We start from the raw sequence: 17,870 nt of genomic DNA on the forward strand, positions 1-17,870 counted from the left end.
GACCGTGTCAACCGCGGTCGCCTCGTGCGGGACGCGATCGTCACGGCCGTCGCGGTCGGCTTCTCGCTGGGGCCGCGGCCGTGTGCGCTCCGGCAGGACGCGGTTTCGAGGGCCGGCTCGAGTGTCCGTGCGGTCTGATAGGAATTCTGGTGTGAGCAGCCAGAATGAGGGCCGGGCGGACGGCGCGCAGGACGCGGCGCCGGAGCAGCTTGCGCTCATTCGGGAGAGCGTCCGGAAGGCCCAGGTGCCGCGGGCCAAGCCGCGCACCTGGCGCGGTGCCGAGCTGGCCGGGCAGCGGCCGGTGGCGCGGGTCCTCGTCGACAAGGGCGTCCTGCATCTCGACCGGTACTTCGACTACGCCGTGCCCGCCGAGATGGACGCGGACGCGCAGCCGGGCGTACGGGTACGGGTGCGGTTCGGCGCCGGACGCGGTCAGGTGCACGGGGGGCGGCGCGAGGGCGGCGGCCTCATCGACGGCTACGTCATCGAGCGACTCGAAGAGTCGGACTACGCAGGCCCGCTGGCCGCGCTCGCTCAAGTCGTATCTCCCGAGCGGGTGTTGAGCCCCGAACTACTCGGGCTCGCCCGGGCCGTGGCCGACCGGTACGCCGGAAGCCTCGCCGACGTACTGCAACTGGCGATTCCGCCGCGGAACGCCAAGGCCGAACGCAAGCCGTCGCCGGAGCCGCTGCCGCCGCCCGCCGCACCGGAACCGGGGACCTGGGAGCGGTATCCGCGCGGGGCCGGGTTTCTTCAGGCGCTGGCCCAGGGGAGCGCGCCGCGCGCCGTATGGCAGGCCCTTCCCGGGGCCGAGTGGGCCGGGGAACTGGCGCGGGCCGTCGCCGCGGCGCTGGCCTCCGGGCGTGGCGCGCTCGTCGTCGTACCGGACGGACGGGCCGCCGCGCGCGTGGACGCCGCCCTGACCGAGGTGCTCGGCCCCGGGCGGCACGCGCTGCTCACCGCCGACGCCGGGCCCGAGAAGCGGTACCGCGAGTGGCTGGCCGTGCGGCGCGGGTCCGTGCGGGCCGTGGTGGGGACGCGGGCCGCCATGTTCGCGCCCGTCCAGCACCTGGGGCTCGTCGCCATCTGGGACGACGGGGACGACAGCCACAGCGAACAGCACGCACCACAGCCACACGCCCGGGACGTGCTGCTGCTGCGCGCCGCCCACGAGAAGTGCGGCTTTCTGCTGGGCAGTTGGAGCTGCACGGTGGAGGCGGCCCAGCTCGTCGACTCCGGCTGGGCGCAGCCGATAGTCGCCGACCGGGAACAGGTGCGGGCCACCGCGCCGCTGGTGCGCACCGTCGGGGACGGCGACCTGGCAAGGGACGAGGCGGCCCGCGTGGCCCGCCTCCCGACGCTCGCCTGGCAGGCCGCCCGCGAAGGGCTGCGGCACGGGCCGGTGCTCGTACAGGTGCCCCGCCGGGGCTATGTTCCGCGGCTGGCCTGCGAGCGGTGCCGTGAGCCCGCGCGCTGCAGGCACTGCTCCGGGCCCCTGGAGGCGCGGGACAGTGCCTCCAGGGGGCTGCTGCACTGTGCGTGGTGCGGGCGGGACGAGGGCGAGTGGCAGTGCCAGGAGTGCGGCGGGTTCCGGCTGCGGGCCCAGGTCGTGGGGGCCCGGCGCACCGCCGAGGAACTGGGCCGTGCCTTCCCGGCGGTGCCGGTACGCACCTCGGGGCGCGAGCAGGTACTCGACACGGTCTCCGACGCCCCGGCCCTCGTGGTCTCGACCCCGGGCGCCGAGCCCGTCGCCGACGGCGGCTACGCGGCGGCGCTGCTCCTCGACGGCTGGGCGATGCTCGGCCGGGCCGACCTGCGGGCGGGCGAGAACGCCCTACGACGCTGGATCGCGGCGGCCTCGCTCGTACGTCCCCAGGGTGCGGGCGGCACGGTGGTGGTCGTCGCCGAGCCGACGCTGCGGCCCGTGCAGGCCCTGGTCCGCTGGGACCCGGTCGGCCACGCGGTGCGCGAACTGGCCGAGCGGGCCGAACTGGGGTTCCCGCCGGTGTCCCGGATGGCGGCGGTGTCGGGGCGGCCGGAGGCGCTCGGGGAGTTTCTGGCGGCGGTCGAACTACCCGGGGACGCGGAGGTGTTGGGCCCGGTCCCGGTGCCCGTGACCTCCCCGGGAAGCCCGCGCCGCCCGGGCGGCCCGCCGCCGGGGGAGCAGTGGGAGCGGGCGCTGATCCGGGTGCCGCCGGGCAGCGGGGCGGCGCTTGCCGCTGCGCTCAAGACGGCTCAGGCGGGGCGGATGGCGCGGGGCGCTCGGGCCGCTTCGGGGGTGTGGGTGCGGATCGATCCGCCGGATATCGGGTGAGGGGACACTTCCCCCACCCCGCCCCTTCCCGTAAGCCTGACGGCGCTTCGGGGGCTCCGCCCCCGGACCCCCGCTCCTCAAACGCCGGAGGGGCTGGATTTGGGGCGCCCGGGACCGGGGCTCCGGTGGGGCAGGTCCGGAAACTCTCAGCCCGTCCGGCGTTTGAGGACGAGCGCCTTAAGCGCGATGGAAGCGGGGGTCCGGGGGCGGCAGCCCCCGAAGCGCCGTCAGGCTTACGGGAAGGGGCGGGGTGGGGGAGCAAACCGAGCCGCAGGCGCCAAGTCGCCGCCGCCCGGCATGTGAATGCCCCCGCCGAAGGGAGCGGGGGCATCGAGGGCGCGCGCAGTGAGGTGGCAGCGGGTCGGCGTGGCAGTGCCCATGGGTGCGCGGCCGGAAGGGGGGGGGGCGGCGCGGGGCCGGAGTGGAGCTCTGCCGTCGCGCCTGTGGTCAGCAGGGGAGGCCGAGCGGGGCGCGGGCCCGGGGGCGAAGCTCAGCCGTTGCGTGGGCCGGGGAACGCTCCCGGGCGTGCTTCGTCGCGGAGCTTCGGGCTGCCCGCCGTGGGCTGGGTCGGCATCGTGCGCGCCGCGGGCACCGAGGCCAGGGGGCCCGAACTCACGGGCACCGGGCGGCTGCCCGCTGTCTCGGTGGCGCGCTCGGCCTCCGCGGCCGCCTGCGTCGTGGCCCGACGGGCGCCGTAACGGCGGTGCACCGCCTGCTTGGTGACACCCAGAGCGGAGCCCACCGCGTCCCAGGAGAACCCCAGGGAACGGTCGAAGTCCACCGCGGCCGTCACCAGGGTCTCGACGCTGTCCCGGAGTTCCTGGGCGAGGCGGACGGTCGGGGCGGGGGCGCGCCCGTACACGACGAAGCCCGTGGAGGGCCCGGAGCGTCGCGGGCGGTAGACATTGCCCAACTGCGCGGTGAGCGTGCGCAGGGCGTCCACCTGCCGGCGGACCCGCTCGATGTCCCGCACCAGCAGATGCAGGCTGGCCCGTGCCTGGGCGTCGTGGGTTGCGTGGTCGGCCATGAACAAGCCTCTCGAACCGGCGTTGAAAAGGATCGGGCCGCGTCCGCGGCCCGTTGTGGTCAACTCTTTCTTGACCAACGCGCCACCCGTAGATGTGGTCACGGTGTCAGGGCGTATGGGCATATGCGCAGGGCGCCCGGCTCGACGTACGCCCCCCAAAAGGGGAGTTGGCCTAAAGGGGAGTCGGCCTAAGGAACCTAAAGGGGAGTTGGCCTAAGGAACCAGCAATCCCCGAAGCCGACCCGGCGGACAGCGACGTGCCTACGTCCCCGGGGGCGCGCCCGAAGACGCGCCCATAGACTGGTGCGCTGCTCGTCGCCCGGGGACCTAGGCCCTCTTCGACCTGGGACGGCGGGCGGAATCAGCCCGAGATAGCGAGGTAACCCCGAGTGAAGCTGGTCTTCGCAGGCACCCCCGAGGTCGCCGTACCCGCCCTGGACGCCCTGATCGCCTCCGACCGGCACGAGGTGGCCGCGGTCGTGACCCGCCCCGACGCCCCCGCCGGGCGCGGCCGCAGACTGGTCGCGAGCCCCGTCGCGGAGCGGGCCGAAGAGGCGGGCATCGAGGTGCTCAAGCCCGGCAAGCCACGGGACGAGGGCTTTCTGGAGCGGCTGCGTGAGATCGGGCCCGACTGCTGCCCGGTGGTGGCCTACGGCGCGCTCCTGCCCCGGGTCGCGCTCGACGTACCCACGCACGGCTGGGTCAATCTGCACTTCTCGCTGCTCCCGGCCTGGCGCGGCGCGGCGCCGGTGCAGCACGCGCTGATGGCCGGGGACGAGATCACCGGCGCCTCGACCTTCCAGATCGAAGAGGGCCTGGATTCCGGGCCGTTGTACGGAACCGTGACCGAGCATGTGCGACCCACCGACACCAGCGGCGACCTGCTCACGCGGCTCGCGTTCGCCGGGGCCGGGCTGCTCGCGGCGACCATGGACGGCATCGAGGACGGCTCGCTCAAGCCCGTGCCGCAGCCCACCGACGGGGTCTCGCTCGCCCCGAAGATCACCGTCGAGGACGCCCGGGTCGACTGGGCGGCGCCCGCGCTGGGGGTCGACCGCGTGGTGCGCGGCTGCACGCCCGCGCCGGGGGCGTGGACGACGTTCCGCGGCGAGCGCCTGAAGCTCGTCTCGGTGCGCCCGGAGCCGAAGCGTACGGAGCTCACGCCCGGGCAGCTCGCGGTCGGCAAGAACGACGTGTACGTCGGCACCGGCTCGCACGCCGTGGAGCTGCTGTGGGTGCAGCCGCAGGGCAAGAAGCCGATGAAGGCGGCGGACTGGGCGCGCGGGGTGCGGATCGAGGCCGGGGAGATGCTGGAGTAGCGGCCTCCTGGCGGGGCGTGGGGCCGGGTGTGGGGCTGGGCGTGGGGCTGTCCCGGACGGGCGTGGGGCTGTGTCCCGGAGGCCCTCAGCGGTCCCCGGAGCCTTCGGCCGCCCCCCTGTTCGGGCAGAACGCGGCGGCTCCCGGCTGCGGCGGTAGGGTTGACGTGCATCTTTATCCCAGAACCGGAGCACCTTTTCGTGACCGAGCAGCCTCGTCGGACCCGTCGGCCCCAGGGGCAGGGCGGCGGGACCCCCGGCAAACACGCCAAACCCGGCAAGCCGTACCGCCGCCCCAAGAAGGACCCTGTGCGGATCCTCGCGTTCGAGGCGCTGCGGGCGGTGGACGAGCGGGACGCGTACGCGAACCTCGTGCTGCCGCCGCTGCTGCGCAAGGCGCGCGAGAAGGAGGGGCCGGAGAAGTTCGACGCGCGTGACGCCGCCCTCGCCACCGAGCTCGTCTACGGCACGCTGCGCCACCAGGGCACCTACGACGCGATCATCGCGGCCTGTATCGACCGGCCGCTGCGCGACGTCGACCCGCCGGTCCTCGACGTGCTCAGCCTGGGCGCGCACCAGCTGCTCGGCACCCGGATCCCCAGCCACGCCGCCGTGTCCGCGACCGTGGAGCTGGCCCGGGTGGTGCTCGGCGACGGGCGCGCCAAGTTCGTCAACGCCGTCCTGCGGAAGATCGCCGCCGACGACCTGGACGGTTGGCTGGAGCGGGTCGCGCCGCCGTACGACGAGGACCCCGAGGACCATCTCGCGGTCGTGCACGCGCACCCGCGCTGGGTCGTCTCGGCGCTGTGGGACGCGCTCGGCGGCGGCCGCGCCGGAATCGAGGACCTGCTCGAGGCCGACAACGAGCGGCCCGAGGTGACCCTGGTCGCCCGCCCGGGCCGCACCACCGCGGCCGAACTCCTCGACTCGGTGGCCGAGTCGGCGGGCGCGGACGCCGCGCTGCCGGGCCGCTGGTCGCCGTACGCCGTGCGGCTCACCGAGGGCGGCGAGCCGGGCGCGCTCGACCCGGTGCGCGAGGGACGGGCCGGAGTGCAGGACGAGGGCAGCCAGCTGGTGGCGCTCGCACTCGCCAACGCGCCCGTCGAGGGCGACGACCGGCGCTGGCTGGACGGATGCGCCGGTCCTGGCGGCAAGGCCGCGATGCTCGCCGGGCTCGCCGCCGAACGCGGCGCCGTGCTGCTCGCCTCCGAGAAGCAGCCGCACCGCGCCCGGCTCGTCGCGGGCGCGCTCGACGGCAACCCGGGTCCGTACCAGGTGATCGCCGCCGACGGCACCCGCCCGCCGTGGCGGCCCGGCACCTTCGACCGGGTCCTGATGGACGTGCCCTGCACCGGCCTCGGCGCCCTGCGGCGCCGCCCCGAGGCCCGCTGGCGGCGCAGACCCGAGGACCTGGACGGCTTCGCGCCGCTCCAGCGGGCGCTCCTCGACCAGGCGATCGAGGCGGTACGCGTCGGCGGCGTCGTCGGCTACGCCACCTGCTCCCCGCACCTCGCCGAGACCCGCGCGGTCGTCGACGACGTGCTGCGCAAGCGGGGCGGCGAGGTCCAACTCATCGACGCACGGCCGATGTTGCCCGACGTACCCGCCCTGGGCGACGGGCCCGACGTACAGCTGTGGCCGCATCTGCACGGCACCGACGCGATGTATCTGGCCCTGCTGCGGCGGGTGGCCTAGGCCCTGTCTTCAAACCCCCGCCTGCCCCGCGACGCTGGCACGCACTCCCCCACTCTCGGCTTCGCTCGAGCGGGAGGTACCCCCGCGCCGCGCTGCCAGACGGCCCACGTAGCGCCGCTACGAGGACCTTCCGGCGCCTTGCGGTCGCCGCACCAGCCTCCCCCACTCTCGGCTTCGCTCGAGCGGGAGGTCCCCCCCCGGCGGGGCCGCCCTACGGGCGACGACGGGGGTTTGAAGACAGGACCTGGCACACCGTGAGCATGCGCCTCGACCGCGTGCCGGAGGTCCCGTCGCGCTGTGACCAGGGTCCGGGACGGTAACACCGCGTGAGCATGGCAGGCTTGGGTCATGGCCGTTCAGATCAACCCCAGCATCCTGTCCGCCGACTTCGCGCGTCTCGCCGAGGAGGCCAAGGCCGTCGAGGGCGCCGACTGGCTCCACGTCGACGTCATGGACTACGCCTTCGTACCGAATCTGACGCTCGGCGTGCCGGTCGTGGAGGCGCTGAGCCGCGCCACGCGCACCCCGCTGGACTGCCATCTGATGATCGAGAACCCGGACCGCTGGGCCCCGCAGTACGTCGAGGCGGGCGCCGGTTCGGTCACCTTCCACGTCGAGGCGGCCAAGGCCCCCGTACGTCTGGCCCGCGAGATCCGGGCCAAGGGCGCCCGCGCCTCCATGGCCCTGAAGCCGGCGACGCCGATCGAGCCGTACGAGGATCTGCTGCCCGAGCTCGACATGCTGCTGATCATGACCGTGGAGCCGGGCTTCGGCGGACAGTCGTTCCTCGACATCATGCTGCCGAAGATCCGCCGCACCCGTGAGCTGATCGCCAAGCATGGCCTCGAGATCTGGCTCCAGGTCGACGGCGGGGTCTCGGAGACCACCATCGAGCGCTGCGCCGAGGCCGGTGCCGACGTCTTCGTCGCGGGCTCGGCCGTGTACGGCAAGGACGACCCGGCCGAGGCGGTGCGCGCCCTGCGGGGCTGGGCCGAGGACGCCACCGCGAACGCCGCGTGGGCCTGCGACCACTGAGCGTCGCCGGGGCCTGGGGCACTGAGCGTCCGCACCCGCACACGCTCCCGGCGCACACCGCGGCGCACTCACGCGTCGCCCGTGCCACCGGGAGCCCACCGGGACGCCACCAGGACCCCACCGAGAGATGAACGAGACCGTGCAGGACTGATCAAGTACCGCTGGATCTGCAAGGATGAACGGCAACGGCACCCGGGTGAGTGACATCGTGGAGAGCCCCGGCAGGAGCCTCCGCGAGAGCCCCTGCACAAAAGTCACCGCACGTGAACAGCCGCAGCCCGTGCACCGACGTACAGACGTGAGGAGATCGCCGTGACTGGCATGTCAGCGGGGAGGCCGGCCCTGCGGATGGGACCCGCTGAGCTGGTGCAGGCGGCGGCCATGGCCCGCCGCTTCTATCTCGAGGGCAAGTCCAAGATCCAGATCGCGGAGGAGTTCGGCGTCAGCCGCTTCAAGGTCGCGAGGGTCCTGGAGACCGCTTTGGAGCGGGATCTCGTACGGATCGAGATCCGCGTCCCCGCCGAACTGGACGCGGAGCGTTCGGACCGGCTGCGGGCCCACTACGGCCTGCGGCACGCGGTCGTCGTCGAGTCGCCCGCGCAGACCGTGGAGGAGTCCCCCGACCCGGAGAACCTGGGCGAGGTGGCCGCCGACCTGCTCGGCGAGCTCGTCACCGAGGGCGATGTACTCGGCCTCGCGTGGGGCCGCTCCACCATCCACATGGCCGCCGCGCTCGACCGCCTGCCGCCGTGCACGGTCGTGCAGCTCACCGGCGTGTACGACGCGGGGACCGCGGAGCGCGGCTCGGTCGAGGCCGTACGGCGGGCCGCCCAGGTCTCCGGCGGCGAGGCCCACCCGATCTACGCGCCGATGCTGCTCCCGGACTCGGCGACCGCGGCCGCTCTGCGCAACCAGACCGGCATCGCCCGCGCCTTCGAGTACTTCGACAAGGTCACCGTCGCCGCGGTGTCCATCGGCTCCTGGGAGCCGGGCATCTCGACGGTGCACGACATGCTCACCGACGAGGAGCGCGCGCACTACGCCTCGCTCGGCGTCGCCGCCGAAATGTCGGCGCACCTCTTCGACGCCGAGGGCCGCCGGGTCGGGCGTGACCTGGGGGAGCGGTGCATCACGGTCGAGGCGGACCGGCTGCGCCGTATCCCGGAGGTCGTCGCGATCGCGGGCGGGCAGCGGAAGGCCCCGGCGATCGACGCGGTGCTCCGCTCCGGCCTGGTCACGAGCCTGGTCACGGACACGACGGCCGCGGATCAGCTCCTTGCCGCGGAGCCTGCCCCGCATCCCGCGCTTGATCGGGTGGATCCGGACGCGTAGGGGCTGCGCCGCGGGGCGTGTCTTACGGATCACGTATCCGTGCCGTCGGCTCGGTTGCCGTCATCTGGGGGCTGCGCCCCCAGACCCCCTGTCGCCCCTGAACGGGGCTCGTCCTCAAACGCCGGACGGGCTTGATGGTCAGGCCACGGGCCCGTACACCCGCTCCGCATTCCCCGCCCCGATCAGGCCCGCCACCCGCACCGCGTCCGCCTCCGACCACGCGCCGGACGCGACCCAGCCGGTGAGGAGCGCGTCCAGGGCCTCGCGGTAGAGCCGTGCCCCTACGACGTACAGCTCGGGCAGGCCGTACGCGTCCGTCGAGAAGAGCAGCTTGCCGAACGGTGTGAGTTCCAGGGCCTCGGCGAGCACGGCCGTGGCGCGTGCCCCGGTGTGCGTGAGCGCGAGGCCCACGTCGGCGTACACCTGCGGATAGATGTGTGCGAGATAGGCCGCGCCGCGGTGGAACGGATAGCCGTGCAGGAGCACCAGCGGGCCGCCGGTCGGGCCCACGGCGCGGATGAAGTCGGTCAGGAGCAGTGGGTCGGCCTCGCGCAGCCGCAGGTCCGGGTCGCCGAAGCCGGTGTGCAGCTGTAGCGGCAGGCCGGTGCCCAGGGCGGTCCACAGCAGGTGGCGCAGGAGCACCGGGTCGCGCAGGCGGTCGCCGCGGCGGCGCGAACCGAGCCAGCGGGTGGCGGCCTCCTCGGCCTCGGCGGCGGTGGGTGGCTCGGGAGCGAGGCCCAGGCCGTGGCGGTAGGCGGCCACGGACTTGAAGCCCGCGGCGGTGTGTGCGGCCGCTCGGATGTCGGCGGCGATCGCGGTGAGCAGGGCGGGGGCGTCGGTCGCGGCGTCCGCGGCCCGTTCGGCCAGGCTCTCCAGGCGTACGATCTCGCGCGCGGGCGCGCCGCCGAGCGCGGCCAGTTCGTGCGGCGCGGTCAGGTCGCCGGGCAGTCCGGTATCCACCAGGAACCCGCCGATCCCGGCCGCCCGTAGCAGCCGCCGGGTGACCTCTTCGGCGCCGAGCTCGTGGCGCCGGGCGAGGTAGCGGTCCGGTGGGCAGTGCGGGTCGAGGCCGAGCAGCGGCGGGCACAACCGGCGTACGGCGAAGCCCAGTTGAGTGTCGAAGAACGTGGTGCCGGGGGCGGCGGGCGCGTCCGACTCGGTGAGCAGCGCCTCGAAAGCACCACGGTCGGGGTCACCGCGCAGCACGCCGTGACAGTGGTGATCGAGGAGGGCGAGGTCGGGGAGGGAGAGGTCGGGGAGGAGGCCCTTCCCCCGTGGTGCGCCGGTCCCGTTCCCGGACGTCACGTCAGTACCGCTCCCGCGTGGCGGCGGCCAGCGCGTGGGGTGGCGTGCCGTCGTACAGCTCTGCCTCCGCCCTGCGTACCGCCGCGAAGGCTTCGAAGAGGCGGTCGCCCATGGCCTCGCGGAGCACCGTGGACTCGGTGAAGTGGCGCAGGGACGTGGTCAGGGACGTCGGCAGGCGAGGCACGTCGCGGCCGACCGGGTCGCCCGTCACCGGGGCGGGCAGGGTGTCCCCGGCGGCCATGCCCGCGAGGCCCGCGGCGATGACCGCGCCGGTCACGAGGTAGGGATTGGCCGCCGGGTCGAAGCACTTGACCTCGGCGTTGGCGGAATCGGGGGCGTCCGGCTCGGCGGTGATGAAGCGGATTGCCGCCTCCCGGTTCTCGTGCCCCCAGCACTGGAACGCGCCGGCCCAGCGGGAGGGTTCCAGGCGGAGGTAGCTCGCGGGGGAAGGGGCGCCGATGGCGAGGAGGGCGGGGAGAGCGTGGAGCACTCCGGCGAGAAAGGACTCGGCGGCGGGCGTCAGGCCGTGCGGGCCCTCGCCGCCCGTGCAGAGGTTGCGGTCGCCCTGCCACAGGCTGAGGTGCAGATGGCGGCCGTTGCCTACCGTGCCCGGCTCCAGAACCGGTCCGAACTGCGGGGTGAGGCCATGCTCCAGGGAGACGGCACGGATCGTCTCCCGCACCAGGACCGCCTCGTCCGCCGCGCCCACCGGGTCGCTCGGCGCGACGGACACCTCGAACTGGCCCGGCGAGTACTCCGGGTGCAGCTGCATCACATCGAGGCCCTGCGTCAGCAGTGCGTTCATCAAGTCGTCGGTGTACTGCGAGAGTTGGACGATGCGCGTCATGCCGTACGCCGGTCCCGTACCGACCGCGTCCGGGCCCCGCCGTACCGCCCACTCGGTCTCGAAGCTCATCCGCAGCGCGAGCCCGCGCTCCGCCGCCCGCTCGGCCATCCGCCGCGCGAACCCCCGCTGACAGCCCGCGTACGGACTGCCGTCCTGCTCGAACCGGTCCACCGGCGCCCAGGCCCAACCGGGCTGCGCGGCAAGCACGGTCAGATGGTCCAGATCCGGCACCAGACGCAGGTCACCGTCCGGCCCGCCGGTGCCCGGGGCGGACGTCATCGAGTCGTCGACCAGGTACACGTCGAACACCGGGGACATGCCGACGCCGCGCTCCGCGGCCCGCTCGAGGCGGCCGACCGGGACGGTCTTGACCCGGGTGAGGCCCGCGTTGTCCACCCAGGTCAGGGCGGTGGCATGCACCCCGTGGGCGCGGAGCTCGCCGGGTCGGTCCGGTGAAGTGGCCACTCTTCTCTCCCCTGTTGCTGCATACGCTGTCGTTCCTTCCTGCCCGCGTACGCGCGCTTCTCCCGTCCCGCCCGCATGCGTATGCACCTGTCCTGCCCGCATTCCTCAGCTCCTCACCGCAACAGCCCGAGCACCGTCGTCACGGTGTCGGCATCCTCGGCCCGCTTGTCCGGCCGGTACCGCACCACCCGCGCGAACCGCAGCGTCACGCCCTCCGGATAGCGCGGCGAGCGCTGCACCCCGTCGAAGGCGACCTCCACGACCAGCTCCGGCCGCACCCGCACCACCCCCGCCTCCTCCCCGACCGCGAGCTCCCGCAGCCGCTCGGTCTGCCAGGCGAGCACCTCGTCCGTGAGGCCCTTGAAAGTCTTGCCGAGCATCGCGAACGACCCGTCCGGGCGCCGCGCCCCCAGATGCAGATTGGACAGATATCCGGTGCGCCGCCCGTGCCCCCACTCGGCCGCGAGCACCACCAGGTCCAGGGTGTGTACGGGCTTCACCTTCAGCCAGGACGCACCGCGCCGCCCCGCGCTGTACGGCGCGTCGAGCGACTTGAGCATGACCCCCTCGTGCCCCCGCTCCAAGGTCCGCTTCGCGAACTCCCTAGCTCTTTCCCGCTGTTGTACGTCGTCGGGGTCCTCGATCACGTAACGCCGGACCTGCCGGAGCCCCGTCGCCACCCGGGCCAGCTCGTCGTGGCGCGCGCGGGCGGGCCGGTCGAGCAGATCGCGGCCGTCGACGTACAACAGGTCGAAGAAGACCGGGACGAGGGGAAGCGCGGCCTGCGCGCCCGCGATATCGAGCCGGGAGCCGACCCGGCCCGCGACCTCCTGGAAGGGCCGCGGCCGCCCCGCCTCGTCGAGGGCGATCACCTCTCCGTCGAGCACGGCCCGGTCGGCCGCCGACTCCCGTGCCGCGGCGACGACTTCGGGCAGCCGCTCGGTGATCTCGTCCAGGGTGCGGGTGAAGACCCGTACCGTCTCACCGTCCCAGTGCACCTGCACCCGGATGCCGTCGAGCTTCTCCTCGACCGCGCACGGTCCAAGGGCGTCGACGGCGCCGTCCACGTCCCCGGCGGTCTTCGCGAGCATCGGCTGCACCGGGCGGCCCACGTCGAGCCGGAACGCGTCGAGCGCGGCCGGGCCGTCGGCGGCGAGCGCCCGCGCGACGGTATCCGTACGGCCCGCCAGCATCACCGCACGCCGCACCGCACCCGGCTCGGCGCCGGTCGCCACGGCCAGACCCTCGACGGCGAGCGCGTCGAGGGCACCCTGGCGCAGCTCGCCCCCGATGAGCCCGAACAGAAACCGCTGCTCGTCCGCGGTCGCGGCGCCGAGCAGCTCCCGCACGAGCCGTCTGCGCTCGCCCTGCGCACCGGTCCCGGACACGGCCGCGATCCGCTCGAACGCCTCGTGCAGCTCCTGCACGGTGAGCCGCGGTGCGGCGGCCGGAGGCGGCGGATCCCGGAACGCGGCCCACCCCACCCCCAGCTTCCGCTGCGGCAACCGCCCCGCCAGATAGCTCACGAGCAGCGGCGACTCCTGCGGCGACATCTCCCGGAACACCCCGGCGAGCAGCTCCGTCTTACGCGAGCGCGCGGACGTGGCGGCGATCGCGAGCGACGCCCGGGCGACCTCGGCGAGCAGCATGAGGTCATGGTGACGCAGGGGGCGCGGTGGCGCACCGGGGCCGTGGGGTGTCCGGTGGCCTCTTCCCCTACCCCGCCCCTTCCCGAAGGCGTTCAGCCGCTCCGCGCCGAGGGTGCCGCTGCGCCCACCCTTCCCCAAGCTCTCAACTGCGTTCGAGCAGGGGAGACCCCACTCGCCCTGCGGCACGACTGCCCGCGGCGGCGGGGGAGGACGAGCGCGTTCAGCGCGACATCTGCGGCGGGCGGGTCCGGGGGCGGCAGCCCCCGAAGCGCCGTCAGCCAGGCGGCGTTAGCCGCATATCGACACTGCCGGGAAGGTGCGGGGCTGGGGAGCAATCCAGCCGTACGGGCAGAGCGCGGGGCACCTGCCCACCCCCTGTGGCAGCATCGGCGCATGCATCACCGGAACGCCCCCGGCCCGTTCGGCCCCCTCGCCCCCGTGCTCGACGCCGCCCGCGCGGCCGGGCGGAGCGTGGCCGTGCTCGACCTCGACGGGGTCACGGACAAGGCGGCGTTCATGGAGCGCTGCGCCCGGGACCTCGACCTGCCGGGCTGGTTCGGCCGCAACTGGGACGCGCTCGCGGACTGCCTCACCGATCTGCCGCACGGCACGCTGCTCGTGGTCACCCACTGGCAGCCGTACGCCGCCGCGCAGCCGCGCGAGTGGGGCACCGCCCAGGACGTGCTCACCGAGGCGACGGGCAGCGCCGCGGAACTCTCGGTCCTGCTGGCCCTGGGCTGAGCGGAGGGGCGGGCGCGCGGTGGCCGCCGTCCAACCTCAGGCCTGCTGTTCCCGCTGCGCCCGCTGTGCCCGCCACTCCGGGGCGAGCACTGACCAGACCTCCATGTCCTGCCGCTCGCCGCGGTACAGGAAGACCCCGCGCAGCACACCGTCCTTGGTCATGCCGAGCCGCCGGGCCACCGCGATGCTCGCCGCGTTCTCGGTGCCGACCTGCCACTCCACGCGGTGGATGCCGCGCTCCAGGACCGCCCAGTCGATGATCACCCGCGCGGCCCGGGTCACCAGCCCCCGGCCCACCGCCGAGGGCTCGAGCCAGCAGCCCGCCTCCGCGACGCCCTGCGCCACGTCCATCGTCCGGAACAGCACGCCGCCGACCAGCTTGCCGCCGTCCCGGATCCCGTAGATCCGCCCGGTGTCCGACGCGGTCTTGTCGGCGTACGACTGGAGAAACGCGCGCGCCGAGTCCAGATCCGTGGCGGCGTCCGCAAGGCCGACGTACCGCCCGATGAACTCCCGCCCCCGGTCGATATGGGCCAGAAACTCCTCCGCCTGCCACGGCTCCAGCGGCCCCAGCTCGGCGCCGTCCGTACCAAGCGTTGTCGCGAACATCGTGCCCCCTCCGCATCCGTGCCTGCCTCGTCAGCATCGTGATCTTCTCACGCGGGACCGGACCGAAGACCCCTCTTTTTTGGAGCTTTCCACGACCAACGCCCTTGCCGTCCTGGACGATCGGCCCGGGGCGCGCCCTCCCCCTGTCGTGGGAGAATGAAGTACGTGCGTTTCCTCGGCTGACCTGCCCGAGGGTCACCTCCGAATGACTGGATGTTCTGCACGTGCGTTTCCTCAACGACATCAAGCCGCCGTACGACCTCACGTACGACGATGTGTTCATGGTGCCGAGCCGCTCCGCCGTGGGTTCCCGGCAGGGCGTGGATCTTTCCGCGCCGGATGGTACGGGCACCACGATTCCGCTGGTCGTGGCCAACATGACCGCCATTGCCGGGCGCCGGATGGCCGAGACCGTGGCGCGCCGCGGCGGCCTCGTCGTCATTCCGCAGGACATCCCGATCGAGGTCGTCACCGACGTCATCTCCTGGGTCAAGCAGCGCCACCTGGTGCTCGACACCCCGATCACGCTCGCCCCGAGCCAGACCGTCGCGGACGCGCTCTCGCTGCTGCACAAGCGGGCGCACGGTGCGGGTGTCGTCGTGGACGGCGACAGCCGGCCGATCGGTGTGGTCACCGAGTCGGATCTGACCGGCGTGGACCGGTTCACGCAGCTGTCCGAGGTGATGTCGCGGGAGCTGCTGCTCATCGACGCCGACATCGACCCGCGGGACGCGTTCCACCAGCTCGACGCCGGGCACCGCAAGGTCGCCCCGGCCGTCGACAAGGACGGCAAGCTGGTCGGCATCCTGACCCGTAAGGGCGCCCTGCGCGCGACCCTCTACACCCCGGCCGTCGACAAGAACGGCAAGCTGCGGATCGCCGCCGCCATCGGCATCAACGGCGACTTCGTGGGCAAGGCGAAGCAGCTGCTCGACGCCGGTGTGGACACCCTCGTCATCGACACCGCGCACGGCCACCAGGAGACGATGATCTCCGCGATCAAGGCCGTGCGGGCCCTCGATCCGCAGGTTCCGCTCGTCGCGGGCAACATCGTCTCGGCCGAGGGCGTCAAGGACCTGATCGACGCCGGTGCCGACATCATCAAGGTCGGCGTGGGCCCCGGCGCCATGTGCACCACGCGCATGATGACCGGCGTGGGCCGCCCGCAGTTCTCCGCCGTCCTGGAGTGCGCCGCCGAGGCCAAGAAGTACGGCAAGCACGTCTGGGCCGACGGCGGCATCCGGCACCCGCGTGACGTCGCCATGGCGCTGGCCGCCGGTGCGTCCAACGTCATGATCGGCTCGTGGTTCGCCGGGACCTACGAGTCGCCGGGCGACCTCCAGCAGTCCGCCGACGGGCGGCTCTACAAGGAGTCCTTCGGCATGGCCTCCGCGCGCGCCGTGCGCAACCGCACCGCCGAGGAGTCCGCGTACGACCGGGCCCGCAAGGCGCTGTTCGAGGAGGGCATCTCCACCTCGCGGATGTTCCTCGACCCGGCCCGGCCGGGCGTTGAGGACCTGATCGACTCGATCATCGCGGGCGTCCGCTCCTCCTGCACGTACGCCGGTGCCGGAAGCCTCGAGGAGTTCGCCGAGCGCGCGGTCGTCGGCCTCCAGTCCGCCGCCGGTTACGCGGAGGGCAAGCCGCTGCACGCCAGCTGGAGCTGAGTCCCAGGACGAGCTTGTCGAACGGCCCCGGTCGCCACGGTGCGACCGGGGCCGTGGTGCGTGTTCATGGCTGACCGAGTCGGCGGCGATCGGGCGACCCCTCGGCCTTCCCGGCCCGCCCGTTTGATGTGGCAATAGTCACCTTCGTGCAGTGATCGAAAGGTGCACCGCAATGAAGACCTGTATTTTCGGGGGGTACGCAACAATCTTGCCTTGATGCGCAAGGTTGCTTCATTACGCAAGTGAAGCCGCGCCTCGTAAAGTCCTGCGCTGTACTTCGTCTGGCGGGGACCGCCTGCTCGTTGGTCCCCGTCGTCGCGGGCCGCCGAGGTCCCCGTCAAGCGCTCCGCAGTGATGAAGGAGTCCCCCTCGTGCTCGACCAAGGCGCCCCGCCGAGATCTGCCCCGCCGCGCCCGTCCCCGGTCGCCTCGCTGATGCGTCGCAAGCCGGTAGAAGTCCTGGTCGCCGAGGGCGGCAAGGGCGAGGGCGGCACGCTGCGGCGGTCGCTCTCCATGTGGCAACTGACCATGATCAGCATCGGTGCGACGCTCGGCACCGGCATCTTCGTGGTCCTCGGAGAGGCCGTGCCGAAGGCCGGTCCCGCGGTCACCTTGTCCTTCGTGATCGCCGGTCTGACGGCCCTCTTCTCCGCCCTCTCGTACGCCGAGCTGGCCGGGACCATCCCGGTCTCCGGGTCCTCGTACTCGTATGCGTACGCAACGATGGGCGAGCTGATTGCCTGGGTCTGCGGCTGGTGTCTGGTCCTGGAGTACGGCGTCTCGGTCGCGGCCGTCGCCGTCGGCTGGGGCGAGTACCTCAACGAGCTGCTCGACGGCACCATCGGCGTCACCATCCCGGACGCCCTGTCGGCGCCGCCCGGCGAAGGCGGCGTCTTCAACCTGACCGCCCTGATCGTCGTGCTGCTCGCCATGGTGTTCCTGCTCGGCGGAGCCAAGGAGTCGGCCCGCGCCAACACGATCATGGTCGCCGTGAAGATCGGCGCGCTGCTGCTCTTCTGTGCCATCGGCTTCATGGGCTTCAAGTCCGGCAACTACAGCGACTTCATGCCGCTCGGCATGGCCGGTGTCAGCGCTGCCGGAGCCACCCTGTTCTTCTCGTACATCGGCTTCGACGCCGCCTCCACCGCTGGTGAGGAGGCGAAGAACCCGCAGCGCGACCTGCCGCGCGCGATCATGCTCTCGCTCGTCATCGTCACCGCCCTGTACGTCCTGGTCGCGGCCGTCGCCATCGGCGCCCGCCCCTGGCGTGCGTTCACGGACACCGAGGCCACGCTCGCCACGATCATGAAGGACGTCACCGGACAGCCCTTCTGGGGCACGGTCCTCGCCGCCGGTGCCGTGATCGCCATCGCCAGCGTCGTGCTCGTCGTGCTCTTCGGCCAGACCCGCATCCTGTTCGCGATGTCCCGCGACGGCCTGGTGCCCAAGGCCTTCGCCAAGGTCAGCCCGCGCAGCGGCACGCCCCGCGTGAACACCGTGATCGTCTCGCTGTTCTGCGGCATCCTCGCCGCCGCAGTCCCGCTCGGGCAGCTCGCGGACGCCACCAGCATCGGTACGCTCTTCGCGTTCGCCCTGGTCAACGTCGCGGTCGTGGTCCTGCGCCGGACCCGCCCGGACATGAACCGGACCTTCAAGGTGCCGTTCTCGGCGCTCTTCCCGGTGCTCGGCTTCGGGTTCTGTGTCTGGATGATGTTCAGCCTCGACGCCATCACCTGGCAGGTGTTCGGCGCGTGGATGGCCGTCGGGCTCGTGATCTACTTCGCATACGGTCGGCGCCGCTCGCGCCTGGCGTCGGGCGGGAGCCCGGCGTCCGCACCGGTCGCGGCCGAGGAGAAGTGAGCCGACCCG

Annotated in this window: 13 protein-coding genes; 8 read left to right on the plus strand and 5 right to left on the minus strand. The window is 73.1% G+C overall.

Features of this window, described 5'->3' with window-relative positions:
* Window positions 1–151: 151 nt before the first annotated feature.
* Complete coding sequence (locus ACWD10_RS26110) at window positions 152–2,314, plus strand: primosomal protein N' (RefSeq protein ID WP_451095046.1); 2,163 nt, start codon at window positions 152–154, stop codon at window positions 2,312–2,314.
* A gap of 490 nt (window positions 2,315–2,804) precedes the next feature.
* Here ACWD10_RS26110 and ACWD10_RS26115 read toward each other — a convergent pair whose 3' ends face one another.
* Complete coding sequence (locus tag ACWD10_RS26115; protein WP_451095048.1) at window positions 2,805–3,341, minus strand: hypothetical protein; 537 nt, start codon at window positions 3,339–3,341, stop codon at window positions 2,805–2,807.
* A 389-nt stretch (window positions 3,342–3,730) separates the two neighbouring features.
* Here ACWD10_RS26115 and fmt point away from each other — a divergent pair, with 389 nt between their 5' ends.
* The 4 genes from fmt (at window position 3,731) to ACWD10_RS26135 (ending at window position 8,719) form a co-directional block, all read left to right on the plus strand.
* Window positions 3,731–4,660, plus strand: a complete 930-nt coding sequence (fmt, locus tag ACWD10_RS26120; protein WP_451095050.1) for a methionyl-tRNA formyltransferase — start codon at window positions 3,731–3,733, stop codon at window positions 4,658–4,660.
* A gap of 198 nt (window positions 4,661–4,858) precedes the next feature.
* Entirely contained in the window at window positions 4,859–6,352 is a 1,494-nt protein-coding gene (locus ACWD10_RS26125; RefSeq protein WP_451095052.1) for an RsmB/NOP family class I SAM-dependent RNA methyltransferase, read from the plus strand.
* 348 nt (window positions 6,353–6,700) lie between these two features.
* A complete protein-coding gene (rpe, locus tag ACWD10_RS26130; protein ID WP_451095054.1) occupies window positions 6,701–7,387 on the plus strand; it encodes a ribulose-phosphate 3-epimerase in 687 nt (228 codons plus the stop codon).
* A 348-nt stretch (window positions 7,388–7,735) separates the two neighbouring features.
* The gene (locus tag ACWD10_RS26135) at window positions 7,736–8,719 is read left to right on the plus strand and encodes a sugar-binding transcriptional regulator (protein WP_451095056.1); all 984 of its coding nucleotides are present in this window, start codon (window positions 7,736–7,738) and stop codon (window positions 8,717–8,719) included.
* A 138-nt stretch (window positions 8,720–8,857) separates the two neighbouring features.
* Here ACWD10_RS26135 and ACWD10_RS26140 read toward each other — a convergent pair whose 3' ends face one another.
* The 3 genes from ACWD10_RS26140 to ACWD10_RS26150 all read right to left on the minus strand — a co-directional run bounded on the left by ACWD10_RS26140 (window position 8,858) and on the right by ACWD10_RS26150 (window position 12,985).
* Entirely contained in the window at window positions 8,858–10,024 is a 1,167-nt protein-coding gene (locus tag ACWD10_RS26140) for an amidohydrolase family protein (RefSeq protein WP_451095058.1), read from the minus strand.
* Window position 10,025: 1 nt separating this feature from the next.
* A complete protein-coding gene (locus tag ACWD10_RS26145; protein ID WP_451095060.1) occupies window positions 10,026–11,336 on the minus strand; it encodes a glutamine synthetase in 1,311 nt (436 codons plus the stop codon).
* Window positions 11,337–11,449: 113 nt separating this feature from the next.
* The gene (locus tag ACWD10_RS26150; protein ID WP_451095062.1) at window positions 11,450–12,985 is read right to left on the minus strand and encodes an ATP-dependent DNA ligase; all 1,536 of its coding nucleotides are present in this window, start codon (window positions 12,983–12,985) and stop codon (window positions 11,450–11,452) included.
* A gap of 393 nt (window positions 12,986–13,378) precedes the next feature.
* Here ACWD10_RS26150 and ACWD10_RS26155 point away from each other — a divergent pair, with 393 nt between their 5' ends.
* On the plus strand, window positions 13,379–13,726 hold the full coding sequence (locus ACWD10_RS26155) for a barstar family protein (protein WP_451095064.1): 348 nt from the start codon (window positions 13,379–13,381) through the stop codon (window positions 13,724–13,726).
* A 36-nt stretch (window positions 13,727–13,762) separates the two neighbouring features.
* On the opposite strand, the gene ACWD10_RS26160 is transcribed toward ACWD10_RS26155, so the two are convergent.
* On the minus strand, window positions 13,763–14,335 hold the full coding sequence (locus tag ACWD10_RS26160; RefSeq protein ID WP_451095066.1) for a GNAT family N-acetyltransferase: 573 nt from the start codon (window positions 14,333–14,335) through the stop codon (window positions 13,763–13,765).
* 218 nt (window positions 14,336–14,553) lie between these two features.
* On the opposite strand from ACWD10_RS26160, the gene ACWD10_RS26165 reads away from it, so the two are divergent.
* Complete coding sequence (locus ACWD10_RS26165) at window positions 14,554–16,002, plus strand: GuaB1 family IMP dehydrogenase-related protein (protein WP_451095201.1); 1,449 nt, start codon at window positions 14,554–14,556, stop codon at window positions 16,000–16,002.
* Window positions 16,003–16,373: 371 nt separating this feature from the next.
* The gene (locus ACWD10_RS26170; RefSeq protein WP_451095068.1) at window positions 16,374–17,861 is read left to right on the plus strand and encodes an amino acid permease; all 1,488 of its coding nucleotides are present in this window, start codon (window positions 16,374–16,376) and stop codon (window positions 17,859–17,861) included.
* Window positions 17,862–17,870: the final 9 nt, after the last annotated feature.

This window comes from Streptomyces sp. NPDC002851 (genome assembly GCF_053591935.1).

Coding starts and splice junctions, on each gene's coding strand:
- ACWD10_RS26115 (WP_451095048.1), bottom strand. CDS start 3,341: ATGGCCGACCACGCAACCCACGACGCCCAGGCACGGGCCAGCCTGCAT.
- rpe (WP_451095054.1), top strand. CDS start 6,701: ATGGCCGTTCAGATCAACCCCAGCATCCTGTCCGCCGACTTCGCGCGT.
- ACWD10_RS26135 (WP_451095056.1), top strand. CDS start 7,736: ATGGGACCCGCTGAGCTGGTGCAGGCGGCGGCCATGGCCCGCCGCTTC.
- ACWD10_RS26150 (WP_451095062.1), bottom strand. CDS start 12,985: ATGCTGCTCGCCGAGGTCGCCCGGGCGTCGCTCGCGATCGCCGCCACG.
- ACWD10_RS26155 (WP_451095064.1), top strand. CDS start 13,379: ATGCATCACCGGAACGCCCCCGGCCCGTTCGGCCCCCTCGCCCCCGTG.
- ACWD10_RS26160 (WP_451095066.1), bottom strand. CDS start 14,335: ATGTTCGCGACAACGCTTGGTACGGACGGCGCCGAGCTGGGGCCGCTG.